The sequence below is a fragment of the Flavobacterium lipolyticum genome, assembly GCF_020905335.1.
Taxonomy (GTDB): Bacteria; Bacteroidota; Bacteroidia; order Flavobacteriales; family Flavobacteriaceae; genus Flavobacterium; species Flavobacterium lipolyticum.
Genome location: NZ_JAJJMN010000002.1, coordinates 1,122,818 through 1,142,142 on the forward strand (window position 1 = coordinate 1,122,818; position 19,325 = coordinate 1,142,142).

General features: G+C 34.2%; 21 protein-coding genes. 15 read left to right on the forward strand and 6 right to left on the reverse strand.

The window, feature by feature from the left end; all coding sequences use genetic code 11:
• Positions 1-20: 20 nt before the first annotated feature.
• The 3 genes from LNQ34_RS21250 (at position 21) to LNQ34_RS21260 (ending at position 2,123) form a co-directional block, all read left to right on the forward strand.
• Positions 21-872 (forward strand): aldose 1-epimerase family protein, encoded by an 852-nt coding sequence (locus LNQ34_RS21250; RefSeq protein WP_202702498.1) that lies wholly within the window; start codon positions 21-23, stop codon positions 870-872.
• Between the two features lie 11 nt (positions 873-883).
• Positions 884-1,441 (forward strand): GNAT family N-acetyltransferase, encoded by a 558-nt coding sequence (locus LNQ34_RS21255; RefSeq protein ID WP_230001160.1) that lies wholly within the window; start codon positions 884-886, stop codon positions 1,439-1,441.
• A gap of 127 nt (positions 1,442-1,568) precedes the next feature.
• Positions 1,569-2,123, forward strand: coding sequence for a DUF3575 domain-containing protein (locus LNQ34_RS21260; protein ID WP_230001161.1), 555 nt, complete (start codon positions 1,569-1,571; stop codon positions 2,121-2,123).
• 1 nt (position 2,124) lies between these two features.
• Here the strand turns inward: LNQ34_RS21260 and LNQ34_RS21265 are convergent, their stop codons facing one another.
• Positions 2,125-2,352 (reverse strand): VF530 family protein, encoded by a 228-nt coding sequence (locus tag LNQ34_RS21265; RefSeq protein ID WP_230001162.1) that lies wholly within the window; start codon positions 2,350-2,352, stop codon positions 2,125-2,127.
• 102 nt (positions 2,353-2,454) lie between these two features.
• The gene (locus tag LNQ34_RS21270) at positions 2,455-3,093 is read right to left on the reverse strand and encodes an outer membrane beta-barrel protein (protein ID WP_202702501.1); all 639 of its coding nucleotides are present in this window, start codon (positions 3,091-3,093) and stop codon (positions 2,455-2,457) included.
• Between the two features lie 141 nt (positions 3,094-3,234).
• On the opposite strand from LNQ34_RS21270, the gene smpB reads away from it, so the two are divergent.
• The gene (smpB, locus tag LNQ34_RS21275) at positions 3,235-3,690 is read left to right on the forward strand and encodes an SsrA-binding protein SmpB (protein ID WP_017497111.1); all 456 of its coding nucleotides are present in this window, start codon (positions 3,235-3,237) and stop codon (positions 3,688-3,690) included.
• A 301-nt stretch (positions 3,691-3,991) separates the two neighbouring features.
• Positions 3,992-5,041 carry a Fic family protein gene (locus LNQ34_RS21280; RefSeq protein ID WP_202702502.1) on the forward strand — a complete coding sequence of 350 codons (1,050 nt, stop codon included), beginning with the start codon at positions 3,992-3,994 and terminating at the stop codon, positions 5,039-5,041.
• Between the two features lie 32 nt (positions 5,042-5,073).
• On the opposite strand, the gene LNQ34_RS21285 is transcribed toward LNQ34_RS21280, so the two are convergent.
• The gene (locus LNQ34_RS21285) at positions 5,074-5,715 is read right to left on the reverse strand and encodes a protein-L-isoaspartate(D-aspartate) O-methyltransferase (RefSeq protein WP_017497113.1); all 642 of its coding nucleotides are present in this window, start codon (positions 5,713-5,715) and stop codon (positions 5,074-5,076) included.
• A gap of 534 nt (positions 5,716-6,249) precedes the next feature.
• Here LNQ34_RS21285 and LNQ34_RS21290 point away from each other — a divergent pair.
• The 10 genes from LNQ34_RS21290 to LNQ34_RS21335 all read left to right on the forward strand — a co-directional run bounded on the left by LNQ34_RS21290 (position 6,250) and on the right by LNQ34_RS21335 (position 17,326).
• A complete protein-coding gene (locus LNQ34_RS21290; protein ID WP_230001163.1) occupies positions 6,250-8,433 on the forward strand; it encodes a prolyl oligopeptidase family serine peptidase in 2,184 nt (727 codons plus the stop codon).
• A 250-nt stretch (positions 8,434-8,683) separates the two neighbouring features.
• Positions 8,684-9,757, forward strand: a complete 1,074-nt coding sequence (locus LNQ34_RS21295) for a sensor histidine kinase (RefSeq protein WP_202702504.1) — start codon at positions 8,684-8,686, stop codon at positions 9,755-9,757.
• Positions 9,758-9,759: 2 nt separating this feature from the next.
• A complete protein-coding gene (locus LNQ34_RS21300) occupies positions 9,760-10,482 on the forward strand; it encodes a LytR/AlgR family response regulator transcription factor (RefSeq protein ID WP_202702505.1) in 723 nt (240 codons plus the stop codon).
• A gap of 94 nt (positions 10,483-10,576) precedes the next feature.
• Positions 10,577-11,542: a Gfo/Idh/MocA family protein gene (locus tag LNQ34_RS21305; protein ID WP_230001164.1), complete on the forward strand. Its 966-nt coding sequence runs from the start codon at positions 10,577-10,579 to the stop codon at positions 11,540-11,542.
• A gap of 91 nt (positions 11,543-11,633) precedes the next feature.
• The gene (locus tag LNQ34_RS21310; protein WP_017497120.1) at positions 11,634-12,527 is read left to right on the forward strand and encodes a 3-hydroxyacyl-CoA dehydrogenase family protein; all 894 of its coding nucleotides are present in this window, start codon (positions 11,634-11,636) and stop codon (positions 12,525-12,527) included.
• A 12-nt stretch (positions 12,528-12,539) separates the two neighbouring features.
• On the forward strand, positions 12,540-13,199 hold the full coding sequence (locus tag LNQ34_RS21315) for a YggS family pyridoxal phosphate-dependent enzyme (RefSeq protein WP_230001165.1): 660 nt from the start codon (positions 12,540-12,542) through the stop codon (positions 13,197-13,199).
• 67 nt (positions 13,200-13,266) lie between these two features.
• Positions 13,267-14,628, forward strand: coding sequence for an exonuclease domain-containing protein (locus LNQ34_RS21320; protein WP_230001166.1), 1,362 nt, complete (start codon positions 13,267-13,269; stop codon positions 14,626-14,628).
• Between the two features lie 30 nt (positions 14,629-14,658).
• On the forward strand, positions 14,659-15,498 hold the full coding sequence (locus LNQ34_RS21325) for an ion transporter (protein ID WP_202702509.1): 840 nt from the start codon (positions 14,659-14,661) through the stop codon (positions 15,496-15,498).
• A gap of 85 nt (positions 15,499-15,583) precedes the next feature.
• On the forward strand, positions 15,584-16,504 hold the full coding sequence (miaA, locus tag LNQ34_RS21330) for a tRNA (adenosine(37)-N6)-dimethylallyltransferase MiaA (RefSeq protein ID WP_230001167.1): 921 nt from the start codon (positions 15,584-15,586) through the stop codon (positions 16,502-16,504).
• Between the two features lie 75 nt (positions 16,505-16,579).
• The gene (locus LNQ34_RS21335; protein ID WP_202702511.1) at positions 16,580-17,326 is read left to right on the forward strand and encodes an acyl-[acyl-carrier-protein] thioesterase; all 747 of its coding nucleotides are present in this window, start codon (positions 16,580-16,582) and stop codon (positions 17,324-17,326) included.
• Between the two features lie 121 nt (positions 17,327-17,447).
• On the opposite strand, the gene LNQ34_RS21340 is transcribed toward LNQ34_RS21335, so the two are convergent.
• From LNQ34_RS21340 to LNQ34_RS21350, 3 genes are all read right to left on the reverse strand, one after another.
• Complete coding sequence (locus LNQ34_RS21340) at positions 17,448-17,951, reverse strand: tetratricopeptide repeat protein (protein WP_202702512.1); 504 nt, start codon at positions 17,949-17,951, stop codon at positions 17,448-17,450.
• A 76-nt stretch (positions 17,952-18,027) separates the two neighbouring features.
• Positions 18,028-18,717, reverse strand: coding sequence for a peptide chain release factor H (gene prfH, locus LNQ34_RS21345; RefSeq protein WP_202702513.1), 690 nt, complete (start codon positions 18,715-18,717; stop codon positions 18,028-18,030).
• Positions 18,705-19,316 (reverse strand): hypothetical protein, encoded by a 612-nt coding sequence (locus LNQ34_RS21350; RefSeq protein ID WP_230001168.1) that lies wholly within the window; start codon positions 19,314-19,316, stop codon positions 18,705-18,707. The genes prfH and LNQ34_RS21350 overlap by 13 nt, the downstream gene beginning before the upstream one ends.
• Positions 19,317-19,325: the final 9 nt, after the last annotated feature.

The window sequence follows — 19,325 nt, forward strand, 5'->3', positions numbered from 1 at the left end:
CTTTTTCAATTTCAAACACTTTGAATACAACTATCAACAATTCAGCGATAAGCGTCTCAATAAAACATTCTGGAGCAGAATTATTCTCATTAAAAGACAATCAAAATAAAGAATACATATGGGAAGGTAATCCAGACTTCTGGGGCAAACATTCTCCGGTACTTTTCCCGATTGTGGGCACCCTGAAAAACAACACTTATACGATTGATGAAAAAGAATACCAATTGCCGAGGCACGGTTTTGCCCGCGATATGGACTTTCAATTGATCAACAAAAATGAAAACAGTGCAATCTTTGCTCTAAAATCAAATACCGAAACACTCCAAAAATATCCTTTTGAATTTGAACTACAGCTTATTTACAGCGTTGAAAACACCACTTTAAATATTGAGTACAAAGTAATCAACACAGGAAAAACCAAAATGCCATTTTCGATTGGAGCTCATCCAGCGATAGCATTACCAGGAGATTTTAAAAATTATGCATTCCAATTCGAAAAACAAGAAGTTTTAGAATATTATCTTTTAGAGAATGATTTGATTTCTAGTCAAACAGAAACCTTGAAAAATAAAAATGGATTAATTCCGTTTGACTACCAATTATTCGAAAACGACGCATTAATTTTTAAAACCCTAGAATCAAAATCGCTAACGCTTATTCAAAACTCCAAACCCTATGTCAAAGTTGATTTTGAAGATTTTCCGAGTTTAGGAATCTGGACAAAACCACAAGCTCCTTTTATTTGTATAGAGCCCTGGCTTGGATACTCTGACACTGATGAAAATTCGGGAAATTTATTCGAAAAAGAAGGGATTTTAGTTTTAGAAGCCAATCAAAACTTTACTTCAAAATTTAGTATATCAATATTATAATCTACAAAAAAATGCTGGAATTTAATTTTACTCCATTCCCTGTAATCGAAACAGAACGTTTGCTTTTACGAAGAATCACAAATGACGACGTCAATGAAGTTTTCGAATTGCGTTCAAATCCTGAAACAATGAAATTCATCCCTCGTCCCTTAGTCAAAGATGCTGAAGATGCCTTAGCACATATTAAGATGATTGAGGACAAAATTGTCGCAAATGAAGGAATCAATTGGGGAATTACTCTAAAAGGCAACTCTAAGTTACTGGGAATCATTGGCTATTACAGAATGCAGCCAGAGCATCATCGTGCCGAAATAGGCTATATTTTACTACCTGAATTTCATGGAAGAGGGATCATCCCGGAATCAGTAAACGGATTGATCACTTATGGTTTTGAAGAATTAAAATTGCATTCGATTGAAGCAGTAATTGACCCTGAAAATTATGCCTCTGAGAAAGTATTACAAAAGTGTGGCTTTGTAAAAGAAGGACATTTTAAAGAATGTGAATTTTATGATGGCAAGTTCATTGATAGCGTAATCTACTCATTATTAAGCAATAAAAAACATTAGATTTTTTTGAACAAAAAATATTCCTGTTAAATTAATGATTCCGGATAATAGTAACTATTGGTTTGCGTTATATTTGCAGTCGAAATAAGAAAAAAGAGCTTATTTCGACATCACGAAAGCCCGTTTTATGAAAAAAATCTTTATTGCCCTTGTTCTTTTCTTTTCAATTCAGTCTCAAAGTCAGACTTTTATTAAGTTTAATGCTGCAACCGCTTTATTGGCAGTGCCAAATGTTGGAGTTGAAACCAGTATTGGAAAAAATCTAACTTTTAGTGTTGACGTAATGGCATCATTTTGGGAGTCTTTTAACGGACATAGTCCAATGAAAATCTACACACTAACACCTGAACTTCGTTATCATTTTAAAGAAAACTATAAAGGTTTTTACGTTGGTGGCCATGCAGGACCAGATATTTATCAAATTCAAAAATGGAACTATTGGGGATCAAACCATTACGAAGACGGTTTTGGTTATCGTTTAGGAGTTACAGTTGGATACAATATTAAATTAAACGATAAATTTTTACTGGATATTTTTGCAGGAGGTGGCTGGCACCAAGGTTTCTATCATGGATACTACAATGATGGAACTCCGGGAAGATATGAAAAAACGCAAAACTGGAACAAAAGCGGCGAATGGCTTCCATACCGCGGAGGTGTTATGATTTCTTATAAACTATAAGTTACTTCGCCAATTTAGGCAGTGATTTTATATACAAATCTTCCACTTTCTTTCGTGCCCAATCGGTTTTTCTTAAAAAAGTCAAACTTGATTTTACACTTGGATTTGAAATAAAGCACTTTATCGGAATTAATTCTGCCAGAGTATCAAAGCCATAGTATTCTACTAATGCTTCTACTATTTTCTGAAGCGTTATACCATGTAAAGGATCTTTCGATTGATTTTGCATTTTATACTTTTAAATAATTATTAAAAAGACCGTACTTTCAAAAAGCACGGTCTTTTTTTTACAAAACTACTAAATTAATTTACACCTACTCCCATCGTTTGTTTAAAACAGAAACTTAAACCCAAAAGAAAGTGGAGAAGTCAAATTTGGTCTGCTTCCGGCCAAAGCAGTGTTGTAAAAAGGATCAACATTTGCCACATGTGCTAATCCGAAATTGGTTACTGTGGTTTTCTCACCGCTTTTAGGCTCCAATGTTGTTGACGTAAAGTTTGCCAGATCGTATGAAAACTCAACCGAGAAATTTTTACTAATAAAGTAATCAAACCCTCCCGAAACTGATAAGCCATATTGGCTAATCTTCAAATCACTTTCTTTCTCTTTTCCTGTGATAATAGGAGCTGCCAATTGCCCAAAGAAGTACAACGAACCCGCAACATTCCAATATTTTCTAGCCAACGGCTGAATAACAAGCAAATCTGTTTTTGCCACAGTTCCGGCTTTTGCATCAGCTTTTATGTTAATAATACCAAATCCCGCTCCTACTGCAACGGAAGGCGTTACAAATGTCCCCACAATTGGCAATACAGAAAGATTTGTATTCTTAACGTCGCCAGTTTTAGTTTGTTGATAACCAAATTGCGATGTTGCGAACCAGGTTCCTTTTAAGCCCTGATTTGCATCCTGAGCTTTTGCGGTTAAGCTAATAAATGCAATACTTACTAATGTTAAAATTTTTTTCATGTTTTAGTATGTTTTAAATTATTCAACAAACTTATACGTAAGCATTTTCTTTAGGTATGATCAAAATCATAGATTAAAAAAAAACTTTAATTCTTTCAGATTTTATTAAAGTTTTTCATTTTTGTTTTACATTTGTACACTATGTTAAAAACAGTCAATATACTTAATAAAAGAGCCCGGTTTGATTATGAAATAATCGATACTTATACTGCGGGAATTGTTTTGTCGGGAACCGAAATTAAATCCATACGACTAGGTAAAGCTAATATTACTGAAAGCTTTTGCGAATTTAACAATATGGAACTCTTTGCCATTAATACCTATATTGAAGAGTATTCTTTTGGCAATCAATTCAATCATAAATCCAGAAGCGAAAGAAAATTACTTCTAAACAAAAAGGAGCTCAAAACCTTGCATAAAAATGTTCAGGCAAAAGGACTTACTATTGTTCCTTTGAAATTATTTACCAACGAAAAAGGACTTGCTAAACTGCAAATTGGTCTTTGTAAAGGAAAGAAAAACTACGACAAGCGTGAATCTTTAAAAGAACAAGATACGAAACGCGATCTGGATCGAATTAAAAAAGCATACAACTAAACAGAATATCTTTCCAAATCACTACTAAACAAGTGTTTATTACTATTTTATCGTTATTTTTACTATAAACAATTTAACCTTAAGAAAAACAATAAACTAATCTGGACAGGTACTACTAAATCAGAATATGTTACCGACCTAGGTCAAACTGTTGATGTAATTATGCAAGCAGTGGTAAAAGAAATGAAAAAAGACGGTTCACTCCCTCCTAAATAGTATTTTGAAAAGCAATATTAAAATATTGCTTTTTTTTCATTAAAATTATGACTAAATTTGTCAAGACAAATTAAATAAAATAAAAATGAAATCGCTCCTTAAAAATGCAAGAGAACAAAAAGGTCTAAAAACCCGCGAAGTAGCACAACTACTTGGCATCGATCAGGCTTTAATAAGCAAATTTGAAAGCGGTTCGCGAAAACCGACCAAAGATCAAATTGTTAAGCTATCTCAACTTCTAGAAATAGACTATGAAACTTTAATGATCGCATGGCTGAAGGAAAAAATTCTATATGAAATTGGTGATGATGAATTTGCTTTAAAAGCGCTTGAAGTTGCAGAGAAAGAAATCAAATACAATAAAACAGTCTCCAAATTAAAATTATCAACCACTTTAGAAAAAATCCTTAGTGAAATAGATGTTTTAAAAGAAAAACTGGATACTTACAGACAGTTTGATAGCTATAAAATCAGTCAGGCACTTGAACTCGAATATACTTTTGAAAGCAATCGAATTGAAGGAAATACCATGACGCTTCGCGAAACCGATATGGTCATCAACGAAGGTTTGACTATTTCAGGAAAAAGCATGAGAGAGCATCTTGAAACCATTAATCATCAGGAAGCGATTGGTTTTATCAAAGATTTAATGCAAAAAAGCAACAGCTTAAATGAACGCGATCTTTTATCTATCCATAATTTAATTTTGCGAGGTATAATTCCAGAAGATGCAGGTCGTTATCGAAAAGTACAGGTCATGATTCAGGGAAGCAGTCACATGCCTCCACAGCCTTTTTTAGTTGCAAAGGAAATGGAAGAGTATTTTATTTGGTATGAAATCAACAAAAATAAACTACATCCGGTTATTCTTGCAGCCGAAATGCACGAAAGACTAGTTACAATTCATCCTTTTATTGATGGAAACGGCAGAACCTCCAGATTAGTCATGAATTTAATTTTAATGCAAAAAGGTTATCTGATTGCCAATATAAAAGGAGATTATGAAAATAGAATGCAATACTATCAATCTCTGGAAACCGCTCAAACAAAAAAAGACAAAGAAGATTTTTTATTCTTTATCGCCAAAATCGAAAAAGAAAGTCTGGAGCGTTATATTAGTATTATTGGCCAATAAAATAAAACCCACTATTGCTAGTGGGTTTTATTTTAATTTTTATCTTCTAATAAAGGAACAAATCGAAATTCTCCAAACTCATGTTTTTCAAATTGTGTTTCATTCTTTCGAATCAATAGGGTCATAATCTGAACATCTTCTCCTAACGGAATAACCAACCTTCCTCCTATTTTAAGCTGCGCCATTAAAGGCTGCGGAATAAACGGAGCTCCTGCCGTAACAATAATACTATCAAAGGGTGCATAACTTGGTAGTCCTTTATAACCGTCTCCGAAAGACAGGTGTTTTGGGCGAATGTTTAATTTTGGAAACAAATTAGAAGTTGTTCTAAACAACTCACTTTGTCTTTCAACGCTATACACTTTTGCTCCTAACATAAATAAAACAGCTGTTTGATATCCTGAACCTGTACCAATTTCTAAAATCTTATGATCTTTTTTAACCTCTAACAATTGCGATTGAAAAGCAACTGTATAGGGCTGCGAAATAGTTTGTCCCGCCCCTATAGGAAATGCCTTATCCTGATATGCATAATCTTCAAAACTTGAATTTAAAAAAAGGTGTCTCGGGATTTTTTTTATCGCATCCAAAACCGCTTTATCAGTAATTCCTTTTTGTTCTAAAGTGCTTACTAATTGATTGCGAAGTCCTTGATGTTTGGCAGTATCTTTCAAAATGGATTGGTTTTATTTTTGCAAAAATAGGAAAGTAAATCAATTTTAAATGCTTTCACGCAGAATGTTTTCAACTCAGAAACTTCTTTCAAATTAATGTTATCCGAACCATTTACCATTCAAATGCTTGTATCAACCGTTCGTCATTTTTTTTAAAATTTTCAGCTGATGTGTTGCTACTTTTGAAACATCAATCAGCAAATAATAATTTAAAAACCAAAATTATGAACACATTAAATTTTAAAACTCCGACCGAAGCTCTAAAACCATTAGCTGTTGGTTTTGCAATCGGACTTATTACCAATTTCATTAGTTTTTTAATTCACTTGTAAAAAAATCAATCAATCAATCAATCAATCAATCAATCAATCAATCAATCATTAAAACTAAAAATTATGGAAACCCAAAAAGAAGTAAACGTTTACAAAATCGTTAAATCATTTATCGTAGGATTTATAATCGGATTTGCGCTTTATAAATTTATCACTGTAATTGTATTCAATTAATTTAATCCTCAATCAAAAAACATCAATCATGAAAACCAATGCATTAAAAAAAATCGCTTTTCTATCTCTTGGAATTGTTTCTACAGGAAATTTATGCGCACAAAACAAACCTGAAAAAGCCCCCTCTGTTCCGGCTAAAGATACTTATTTTGGAATTACGGTGGAGGACAAATACAGAAACCTTGAGGATTTAAAAAATGAACAAACACTAAGTTGGTTAAAGGCTCAGGCAGATTACACAAACCATATTTTAAACTCAATTCCCGGAAAAAAAACGCTTATTGATGAGCTGACCTCCATAAATGACAGAGTTACCGAAGCGATCAGCGGATTGCAAATTATGGAAGACGGCACTTATTTTTATCAAAAAACAACTCCAAAAGATCAGGTGGCAAAACTTTATAAAAGAGCTGGTCTAAAAGGAAAGGAGACGTTAATCTTTGACCCACAAACGCTAAAAGGCGAAGCAAAAGACATCTTTACTATTAGTTCTTTTTCTCCGAATAAGAGCGGAAAACTAATTGCCGTAAATATTTCTAAAAATGGTGGTGAAATGAGTGAAATGCTTTTAATAAATGTAGCCGATAATAAAATTTTAGCCGATAAAATTGACAAGCTAAGATTTGGAAATGCCAATTGGTTAAACGATGACAAATCGTTTTTATATGCACAATCACCAACAGCCGATATTCATGATGCCAAAGCACAATTGAATATTGTAACAAAATTGCACGTTGTGGGACATGATGTAGCGCAGGATAAGGTAATTTTTTCGAAGGCCATGTATCCTGAATTAAAAATTGCAGAGGAAGAAATTCCTTTTATGGGGTATGACGCAGACAGTAAGATCCTGTTTCTGATGCCTTATTCTGTAAATCCGAACATGAAAATGTTTATAGCCAAAGGTTCTGAGTTGAATAGTGACAAAATTAGCTGGAAGTTATTAACGGACAGAAAAGATGAAATTAAAAATTTCTCTTTCAGCGATAAAGACATTTATTTTTTCACGAGTTTGAATGCTCCAAAATTTAAAGTAACAAAAACCAGTATGGCTAATCCAAATTTAGCAACTGCAACACTAGTTATCCCTGAAGACAAAGAAGCCAATTTAAACCCTATTACAATTACCAAAGATGGGATTTTTTACACCAAAACAAAAAACGGAATCGAAAGTACATTATTCTTCACTGATTTTGAAGGAAAAAAACACAGCGAAATTAAGACACCTAAAAAATCTGCTACTATTGTTTTAACTTCAAGAGGAAGTAAATATTCAGACTTATGGGTTCGAACAACAGGCTGGACAACCAAAGGAGAACGTTATAAATACGATGTAAAGAAAAACAATTTTATCAGAGAAGAACTCTCTACGATTACTGAATACCCGGAATTCGAAAATTTTGAAATTGAAGAATTAATGGTAAAATCGCATGATGGTGTCGAAGTTCCACTATCCATTATTTATAAAAAAGGAATTAAAAAAAATTCAAACAATCCTGTTTTGTTCTATGGTTACGGTGCCTACGGAATGTCTATGTCTCCTAGTTTCAATCCTAGCCTGCTTTTATGGGTAGAAAGAGGCGGAATACTTGCTGTTGCTCACGTAAGAGGTGGTGGAGAACTAGGAGAAAAATGGCATTTGGAAGGTCAAAAAAGTACAAAACCAAATACTTGGAAAGACGTAATTGCCTGCACGGAATACATGATTAAAGAAGGATATACAAATCCGACAAAAACGGCAATCTACAGTAGAAGCGCCGGTGGAATTTTTGTAGGAAGAGCCATCACTGAAAGACCCGATTTATATGCAGTAGCCATTCCGGGAGTAGGAAGCATGAATACTGTTAGAGGCGAAAATGCACCAAACGGACCTGCAAATACACCTGAATTTGGAACCATGAAAATCGAAGATGAAGCCAAAGCTCTTATAGAAATGGATTCTTATTTACAACTAAAAGAAGGTGTTAACTATCCTGCAACCTTAACAACAGCAGGATTTAATGACCCTAGAATCATTGTTTGGTCTCCTGCTAAATTTGCCGCACGACTGCTTGAGGTAAACACGTCTAAAAAACCAACTTTGTTAAAAGTAGATTATGAAGCAGGTCATTTTGGCGGAGCTTCAAAAGCAAAATCATATGAAGAAGTTGCCGATGTTTTAAGCTTTGCACTATGGCAAGTGGGACATCCGGATTTTCAACCTAAAAATTAGTTATTTAAAATGTAACTTTGGCAATGCTGGCATTGCCAAAGTTTTTAAAACTTAAAATTATGATCAAAATAATTATAGCTTTGACTGTTGCAATAAGCCATTTGTTATTTAAAATTTTATCTTAATGAAATTAACCGTAAAAATCCTGGTGACTCTAGTCGTTATATTCTGCCTGCTCTTTATAGGCGCTTTTATCGCAGGAATGGTTTATGGATATCAAGTACCGCTGAAAGCAAAATAACTTATAAAAATGTTTCAAAAAAAGAATCACGTTTTCGTTTTAATTCAGATCATTATATGGACTATCTATTCCGGAATAATTTTTATTCCTCAAATTATTATTCCGGAATTTAATATATTGAGATACAAAAACTGGCAACTTCTATTAGACTACTTTTCTAGTGTTTGCGTGCTTACATTCCTTTCGATAGCTTTAAAACATGTTTATGACCGATACATAAAACTGGACGATTTTAAACTTTGGGAAATTATTAAAATGCTTTTTCTAATTTTCGCAGCTGCTCTCTTTTTCTTTGGGATACTAACGGCATATAATTATCTAATGATCAATTATGTTTATGAAAACCCTGAAGTATTTGATCACCCTTCTCAATCTGCAAAAAGACAGGTTTTCTTTATTTTTCTGATGGCATTTCTTTTCTTTCTTTGGATAATTGTGTACACCATTTACAAAACAACCTCGCAAATCAAGAATAATAAAATGGATCGAATGGAAATTGAAAACACTTTAAAAGATTCTCAACTGAATGCTTTAAAGGGGCAAATCAATCCGCATTTTATGTTCAACAGCTTAAACAATATTCGCGGACTAATTCTGGAAAATCCTGAAAAATCGAGAGAAATGATCACTCGATTGTCCGAAATGCTTCGATATTCCCTGACCAAAAACGAGATTACAACAATTGCACTGGAAGAAGAAATTGAAATGGTAGAAAACTTCATTGAAATTTCAAAAATTCAAATGGAAGAACGCTTAAGTTTTACTTCTGAAATAGACCCAAATACTTTAAAGCTGCAAATCCCCCCCATGATCATTCAAATGCTGATCGAAAATGCGGTTAAACATGGAATTTCAAAATTAAAAGAAGGAGGTCAAATTGCATTAGAAACCAATCTGGAAAACAACAGTTTGACTATTGTCGTTTCAAACACAGGAATACTTACCATTGAAAAAGATTCCACACAATTAGGAATCAAAAATATCGAAAAAAGATTGCATTTAATTTATGGCGAGAAAGCTCGTTTTAAATTACAGGAAATAGAAAATAAAGTAATTGCAAAAATAATAATTCCAATACTTTAAGTATGAAAAAAATAAAAGCTGTTATTGTTGAAGATTCCCGTCTGGCCAGAAATGAGCTTAAAGAATTAATTAAAAATCATCCGGAAATTGAAATTATTGGAGAAGCAGAAAATGTAGATTCGGGCTTTAAACTGATACAGGAAACCCAACCGGATTTACTTTTTTTAGACATCAATATGCCCGAAAAAGATGGTTTTGAATTGTTGGAAATGCTCGATAAAGTTCCCATTACCATTTTCACAACGGCTTTTGACGAGTACGCCATTAAATCTTTTGAATACAATGCTTTAGATTATTTACTAAAACCTATAAATCCAAAAAGATTTGCTCATTCAATCGAAAAAGTAAGTCAAAATCTAATTGAAAAAGAAGAAAAAAGCAGTAAGAAACTGACGCCAAACAATCAGATTTTTATTCGCGATGGCGAGAAATGCTGGCTTGTAAAAATTGCCGATATCTTTCTGTTTGAAGTCGATGGCAATTACACCAAAATATTCTTTCAGGATGAAAAAGCTGTACTTAATAAATCATTAAACCATATTGAAGAGAAGCTTCCTGATGATTATTTCTTCCGGGCCAATCGAAACCAAATTATCAATATAGAATACATACTCAAAATAGACCCTTGGTTTAGTGGTAATCTGCTCGTACAGCTTCCAAAAGAAGTAAAAGTAGAAATATCGCGAAGACAAACCAATAACTTTAAAGAGAAGTTAAGTATGTAAATACATTTAAAATTGTTCAAATAATTTCGACTTTGTCATCACTAAACTTTTACTTTCAACAAATAAATTATATTTTTGTTTAAAATACATTCTCATGTTAAAAGTAGGAGTTTTAGGTGCAGGTCATCTTGGTAAAATACATTTACGCTTATTACAACAATCTGACCAATACGAATTAGTTGGATTTTACGACGAAAATCAGGAAAATGCCGAAAGAATCTCAAAAGAGTTTGGCTATAAAAACTTCAACACAATTGCAAAATTAATTCACGCTGTGGATGTTATCGACATTGTGACACCAACTCTTTCACACTACAAATGTGCTAAGGTAGCCATCAAATCAGGAAAACATATCTTTATAGAAAAACCAATTGCCAATACTGTTGAAGAAGCCGAAGAAATCATTGCTTTGGCGGCAGAACATCGTGTAAAAGGTCAGGTAGGTCATGTTGAACGCTTTAACCCTGCGTTCATTGCTACTAAAAACATGATCGAAAATCCAATGTTTATAGAAACACACCGTCTCGCCGAGTTTAATCCGCGTGGTACAGACGTTCCTGTGGTTTTGGATTTAATGATTCATGATATAGATGCTATTTTGAGCGTTGTAAATTCAAAAGTAAAAAATATCAATGCAAGTGGTGTTTCTGTAATTAGCGAAACTCCGGATATTGCCAATGCCAGAATCGAATTTGAAAATGGATGTGTGGCTAATCTAACCGCAAGCAGAATTTCGATGAAAAACATGCGTAAAACAAGATTTTTTCAAAAGGATGCCTACATTTCTGTAGATTTTCTGGAGAAAAAATGTGAAGTGGTTCGAATGAAAGATGCTCCGGAAATTCCTGGTGATTTTGATATGATTTTACAAAATGCAGAAGGTGTAAAAAAGCAAATCTATTTTACAAATCCTGATGTGGAACAAAATAACGCAATTTTAGATGAGCTGGAATCATTTGCCAATGCGATAAAAACAGACACAACTCCGATTGTAACTCTGGAACAGGCAACAGATGCATTACGAGTGGCCTATCAGATAATTGATTGTTTCGATAAATAATTTGGAAGTTTTAAAAATAAAAATTAGCCACGAGTTCATCAATTAATTTGTGAACTCGTGGCTAAAATCATAAATATAATATCAAATTTAAATGAAAACTATAGCTGTAATTGGTGCAGGAACAATGGGTAACGGAATTGCTCATACATTTGCACAAAGTGGTTTTGTGGTAAAACTAATTGACGTTTCTGAAAAATCATTAGACAAAGGAATGGCAACTATTGCTGCCAACTTAGACCGAATGCTTTCTAAAGGAACCATCACTCAGGAAGAGGTTACCAAAACGATCACTAATATTATTACGTATACTGATATTAAAGACGGAGTTGTTGGTGTGGATTTAGTAGTTGAAGCTGCTACTGAAAATGTAGAGTTAAAACTTAATATTTTCAAACAATTAAACGAAGCTTGTTCTCACAACACCATTCTGGCAACGAATACTTCTTCGATATCTATTACTCAAATCGGAGCAGTTGTAGCACATCCTGAAAGAGTTATCGGAATGCACTTTATGAATCCGGTGCCGATTATGAAATTGGTCGAAATTATCCGCGGATACAACACCAGCGATGAAGTTACCAAAACCATCATGGACTTATCTGTAAAATTAGGCAAAGTTCCTGTTGAAGTAAACGATTACCCTGGTTTTGTGGCCAATCGAATTTTAATGCCAATGTTAAACGAAGCTATCGAAACCTTATACAACAAAGTTGCGGGAGTTTACGAAATTGACACGGTAATGAAATTAGGAATGGGACACCCAATGGGGCCTCTTCAATTAGCTGATTTTATTGGTCTTGATGTTTGTCTTGCTATTTTAAATGTAATGTACGACGGTTTTAAAAATCCAAAATATGCCCCTTGCCCACTATTGGTGAATATGGTGAGAGCCGGAAAGTTAGGAGTAAAATCAGGTGAAGGTTTTTACGATTACAGTGAAAGTAAAAAAGCAGAGAAGATCTCTAAACAATTTATACTTTCCTAAAAAAGAAATACCATGTCGATAGCATCGAATTTAAATACAATCAAGACAGGTTTACCCGAAACTGTAACTTTAGTTGCCGTTTCTAAAACAAAACCGGTTCCCGACTTAATGCAGGCATATGATGCCGGTCAGCGCATTTTTGGAGAAAATAAAATCCAGGAAATGACTGAAAAATGGGAACAAATGCCAAAAGACATTCAATGGCACATGATTGGTCATGTACAGTCGAATAAAGTAAAATTTATGGCGCCTTTTGTAAGTTTGATTCATGGTGTTGACAGCTTAAAACTGTTGCAGGAAATCAATAAACAAGCATTGAAAAACGATCGAATTATTGATTGCCTGCTTCAAATACATATTGCCGAAGAAGAAACTAAATTTGGTTTAGACGAAAACGAATTAAATGAACTACTGTCTTCACCTGAATTCAAAGAAATGAAAAACATACGTATCTTAGGACTAATGGGAATGGCGACTTTTACAGAAGATCAAAACCAAATTAAAAAGGAATTTACACATTTAAAATCTATTTTTGATTCCATAAAAGAACTGAAAACTGAAAACGGCAATCTGACTACTGTCTCTATGGGAATGTCCGGAGATTATCAGCTTGCCATAGCATGCGGCAGTACAATGGTTCGCATTGGAAGCAGCATTTTTGGAGGAAGATAAGTCCTAATTGTTAATTGTCAATTGTAGATTATAAACTGATTACTAAAAACTGAGACTGAATACTAATTTGTACGCAATACTAGACATAGAAACCACTGGAGGCCAGTTTAATGAGGAAGGAATTACCGAAATCGCCATTTATAAATTTGATGGACATGAGGTAATTGACCAGTTCATTAGTCTTGTCAATCCTGAAATTCCGATTCAGCCCTTCGTGGTGAAATTAACCGGAATCAATAATGCTATGTTGCGCTCTGCTCCTAAGTTTTTTGAAGTTGCGAAACGAATTATAGAAATCACTACAGACTGTATTATTGTAGCACACAATGCTTCTTTTGATTACCGAATTTTACGTACAGAATTCCGACGTTTGGGCTACAATTTTGAAGCCAAAACTCTTTGTACAGTCGAACTTGCCAAAAAATTAATTCCGGATCAGCCTTCCTATAGTTTAGGAAAACTGGTGCGAGCACTTGGAATTCCAATGGCAGACAGACATCGTGCCAGCGGAGATGCAATGGCAACAACCAAGCTCTTTAAAATGCTTCTGGAAAAAGACCTGGAAAAAACCATTGTAAAAGATTTTATCAAACTGGAAGTAGAAAAAGGAATTGCCCCAAAATTTTTGGATATTCTGGCACAAATGCCTGCGAAAACCGGTGTTTATTACATTTATAATGAAGGTGGAACCCTAATCTACATTGGAAAAAGCCAAAACATCAAAAAAAGAGTCAATCAACATTTTACGGGAATTACCACCAAAAGCAAAAAAATACAGGCAGAAGTTTTCACCATCACGTATGATGAAACGGGAAGCGAATTAATTGCGCTCTTAAAAGAAAGTGAAGAAATAAAAATAAATCGCCCTAAATATAATCGTTCACAACGAAAAACGATTTTTCAGTATGCTTTATATGCAGAGAAAGACACTAATGGTTATATCAATTTAAAACTTGAAAAAGCAGACGGTCGTAAAAAAGAAATTACCTCATTTGGTACTTTACAGGAAGGTAAAAATGCTCTGTTCCGATTTACGTCAAAATATCATTTATGTCAAAAGCTAACAGGACTTTATCAAACCAAAAAAGAGTGTTTTCAATATAAAATCAAAGAATGTGATGGTGCCTGTATTGAAGAAGTAACACCCGAAGTTTACAATACCCGTGTACAACAATTTATCGCGGAAAACAGTTTCGAAAATAAAAGCATGATTTTGCTGGACAGAGGCCGAAATGTCAACGAAAGAAGCGCCATTTTAATTGAAAATGGTCTTTATAAAGGATATGCCTTTTACGATCTGAATTATCAGATTACAAACATCGAGATTCTAAAAAACATTTTAATTCCGATGCAGCATAATCGCGATGTGAAAAACATTATTCAAAGCTACCTCCGAAAGAGTAAATCACTAAAGGTTCTTCATTTTTAACACTGCAAAACTTTCCTTATCTTCGTGAGGATGAAAAAAATAAAATCAAAATACGAAATCTTCCGGGAAAAAGTCAAAATCATCCTCTACGGGACAGATACGTTTTTTGGGAAAATGTTTGATTTAGTTCTGCTTGGATTGATCTTACTAAGTGTTATTTTGATTATGATGGAAACCGTTCAGGGAATCAATCAAAAATACCATACTCAGCTTATTATCTGCGAATGGATTATCACCGTATTTTTCACCATTGAATATGTACTTCGAATAATTTCGATTCAAAAACCAATCCGATATATTTTTAGTTTTTACGGAATTATTGATTTAATGGCAGTTTTGCCAATGTATTTATCGATATTTTTCCCCGGAGCAAGTGTCCTTTCCATAATAAGAGCCTTACGTTTCTTTCGATTGTTTAAAATCCTGCATATTCCGCAAATCTCCCATCAGTCCATTCAACTTCGGGAAGCCATCGAAGCCAGTAAAGAGAAAATCCTTGTTTTTATCTATTTCGTATTAATCAGCACCATCATAATCGGTTCGATTATGTATCTGGTCGAAGGTAAAGAATCCGGCTTTACAAGTATTCCAATAAGTATTTATTGGACCATTGTTACTCTAACCACTGTAGGCTATGGCGATATTTCTCCACAGACTCCTCTCGGTCAGTTCATAGCTGCCTTTGTAATGATTTTAGGTTACGGAATTATAGCTGTTCCTACCGGAATTGTAACCGCTGAATTTGCAAAAAGCAGTCTAAAAAACAGTGTTGTAAGCAGCAAAAAAACATGCAAAAATTGCAATGCACAGGTACATTTTGATCATGCGCAATATTGCTTTGAATGTGGAACGAAATTGCCTAACAGCTAATTCAACGAAAATTTATCCATCTCATTTTTATTAAAAGTTAAACCCTGCAAGTCTAAGGTTTTACTACCATTAAGACTAAAAAAATATGAAATATCTAATTACCATCGTCGGACCAACAGCAATAGGCAAAACAGCTTTAAGCATTGCTCTGGCACAACATTTTAATTGTGAGATAATCTCCTGCGACAGTCGTCAGTTTTTTAAAGAAATGACAATTGGTACCGCAGTTCCTACTCCCGAAGAATTACAGTCAGCGACACATCATTTTATACAGAATAAATCTATTTTAGAAAATTATACTGTTGGTGACTACGAAAAAGAAGCGCTTTTAAAATTAGAGGAGTTATTCTCAGCAAATGATTTCGCTATATTGATTGGCGGCTCAGGATTGTATGTTGATGCCATTTTAAAAGGATTCGATGAATTTCCGGAAATTGATCCTGAGATACGTTCTGACATAAACGCAAACTACGAAAAACTAGGAATCAATTATCTGCAGGAGCAATTACAAAAACTGGATCCTGATTATTATCAAAAACTCACTGTAGAAAACCCGCAAACACTCCAGAATCCACAAAGAATGATGCGTTTTACCGAGGTTTGCATTGGAACCCAAAAACCCTACTCTTCTTTCTTAAATCAAAAGAAAAACAATCGAAACTTCATTCCTATTTTAATAGGTTTAGAAGCCGACAGAGCTGTAATTTACGACCGTATCAATCAGCGTGTAGATCTGATGATGAATGGCGGTTTACTGGAAGAAGCCAAAGCTTTGCATCCCAACAAAACGTTAAATGCACTTCAAACAGTCGGGTATCGCGAATTATTTAGTTATTTTGACGGAGAATTCTCGTTGCCATTTGCCATCGAAGAAATCAAGAAAAATACCAGACGTTTCTCAAAAAGACAACTTACCTGGTTCAAACGAAACGAAGCTACCAAATGGTTTGATTACGCGACAGATAGAAAAGAAATTATAGATTATATTGAAAATTCATTCAAGTAAAAATCATTTTCTGTACTCTTTACTCTATTTTCTAAATCAATCAAAAATCAACAATCTAAAATCTAAAATTCAGCAATGCCAATATCTCCTAATTTTACTTCCATTCTAAGCAAAGACTGGGAAATCAATTTTACGCAATGTACACCCAATGGTTTTCTAAAGTACACTGACTTATGCAACATTCTGCAATTGACGGCTGCTGCACATTCTGAAATTGGAGGCATCAGCTTTACGGATATGCAGGAATTTGATCAGGCCTGGGTATTAAGCCGTATGCGGGTGGAAATTACTGCTTTGCCAAAATGGCGGGATATTGTTACGGTAACAACATGGATCAACAGTCTAGAAAATTCTCGTTCCGTTCGTGCTTTAGAGATACACGCAAACGGAAAAAAAATAGTAGGATGTGAAACGTACTGGGCTGTTTTTAATACAAAATTACGACGTCCGGAAGCTTTAGCCCTGCCTTACGAACATTTTGAATTGTATCCGGAAAAACGCGCTACTACAGAAGGGTTTTCAAAAATAAATATCACTCACGAAAAAGAAGCTATTTTTGAAAAAACAGTTTACCTCTCTGATCTGGACATCGTAAATCACGTCAATAATGTCAAGTATCTGGAATGGTGTCTCGATCACGTTGACCCAAAAAGAATCCTGAAACAGGAAGTAAAAAGTTTTGAAATGAACTTCATGAAAGAACTTTCGCTTCAGGATAATGTAATCATTCACGAGGGCGAAAACGATAATCAAACTATTTCAACATTCAGCATTACCAAAGGCGAGAAAACATCTTTTGCTTTAAAATTACACTGGAAATAAAAGAAAATTAACGAAAAGCTGTTTTTCATTGCCCAACCATTATCTGCTGTATTTAAAATTTGATTCCGTATCATGAAAATAAAAAACGATGCAGTATTGCATCGTTTTTTATTCAATCAGGTTACTTTGATTTTTTCTTCTTCTTTAACAAATCCATCTTACCTTCAATTCTTTTCTCTACTTCCTTAATGTTGCATTCAAAAGCAAATTGCAACGTACATAGTTTGGCTTTTTTAATTTCTTTTAATGCTAATCCAAACTGTTGCTGTGCTTCGTAAAGAATTGCTTTTTTGACAAAAATTTCAGATTTGTTTATTCCTTTTACTGTTAAAGCAAAATCAATTAATTTTTCTGCCTCTTCAAAATCTTCATTCAAAATTAAAGTTTGTACATAATGTGGATATATCTCAAGCGCATGAATGTTTATTGCTAAAGCTTCCTGAAAATACCATTTGGCTTCTTCGTAATTCCATAATTGTTCGGCCTGAATCCGTCCATACAAACAGAAAACCATCGTATTCTTAGCATCATATGAAAATGCATAATCTAAAGATTCAATCGTTTCTTCTAATGAATAAGGATAGCTGTCCAGCGCCTGAAAGAGATATTTATCTATTGTTTTCATTTTATGTGTCGCTATTTATTGTTTTTTTTGGTCACCTCTAATTCGCATATAATCATTGCTTTTTGCGACCAACTTTTTAATTATGCTCATTTCGTAAATCTGTTTTTAACTTCTGACGCGTTCCTTTATAACTCTTCTCTGTTTTATTCTTTTTAAAATCCGTTCCGGTAAAAACTCTGACAGGATTCCCCCGCTCAATGTTCAGTTGATTTTCCCATTGTTTCCCAACATGGTTTTTAAGTTGCTGTAAAGTTTCGTCTTCCAGTTTTTTTAATAATCGTTCTGTTGCCAGTTTTTTATTCTGATGCTGTGAACGGCTGTCCATCGCAACAACCGCAATTCCGGTTGGCACATGAGTTGCTCTGATTGCTGAACTCACCTTATTTACATGCTGTCCGCCAGCCCCGGAACTACGCATGGCCTGATACTGAATGTCACTTTCTAAAAATGATGTATTCTGTTGTGGTTCAATCTCAAAAATGCCAATAAACCAATTTTTACGTTTGTGCATTTTCCTAAACTGACTTTGACCAATCCATTGAATAGTTCCCGTCCAGGAAGCTGCAAATTGAGTGGCATTTTTACCTTTTACTGCAATTGTTGCCGTTTCAATTGTTCCATTCTCCTGGCCCACTTCTCGCTGAAGCAAAGTCGTTTCTAATTGCTCCTCCTGTGCTTCTTCCAGAACTTTTTTAAGTACCTGAGCCACTACCCAGGTACATTCTGCCGGTCCCCGACCCGCTGTTATCTGAATTATTTTTTCCATTTTTCTATTATCTTAAGAAGCTTTTCTCTGTTTTTAGCTTCCTTTACAAATTTTGGAAGTCTTGAAACCATAGTACTATTACCGCTTCCATTATTATTTCTTTCTCGTAATTCCGCTTCAATATATCTCCCTAAATAATCAATGTGCTGCTGGTTATAAGCCCAAAAAACAGCTGTTCCCACTTCTTTTTGAAACCAAAGCGGCAAATTGTAATAATGCTCTTTAACTAAGCCGTCATCCCTTTTTGAATTCTTCAAAACCTTTTCCACTTTTGGTTTCCATTCTTCCTGAAAATTACAATGCGGACATCTTGTTTTATATACTTTCGGTTTGTCTTTTAAGGGTTGTGATTTAAATTCATATCTCTCATAACATTGATTACAATGTGCTTTGCCATAAGCAATGTATTGATAAACGGGGCTGTCAAGTTTCAGAAAGCAATCTTTACATTCAAAAACTTTAGTGGAGCAATGCCCGCACTTACATCCTTCTGAAAGTTTACTCTTTACCTTAGCTTTAGCATCACATTTTGGACACCTTACTAAAATCTCGTTTATAAAACTTTCTAAAAACTTATTCTCATCCTGAAATCTTTTCATAATCTTTGT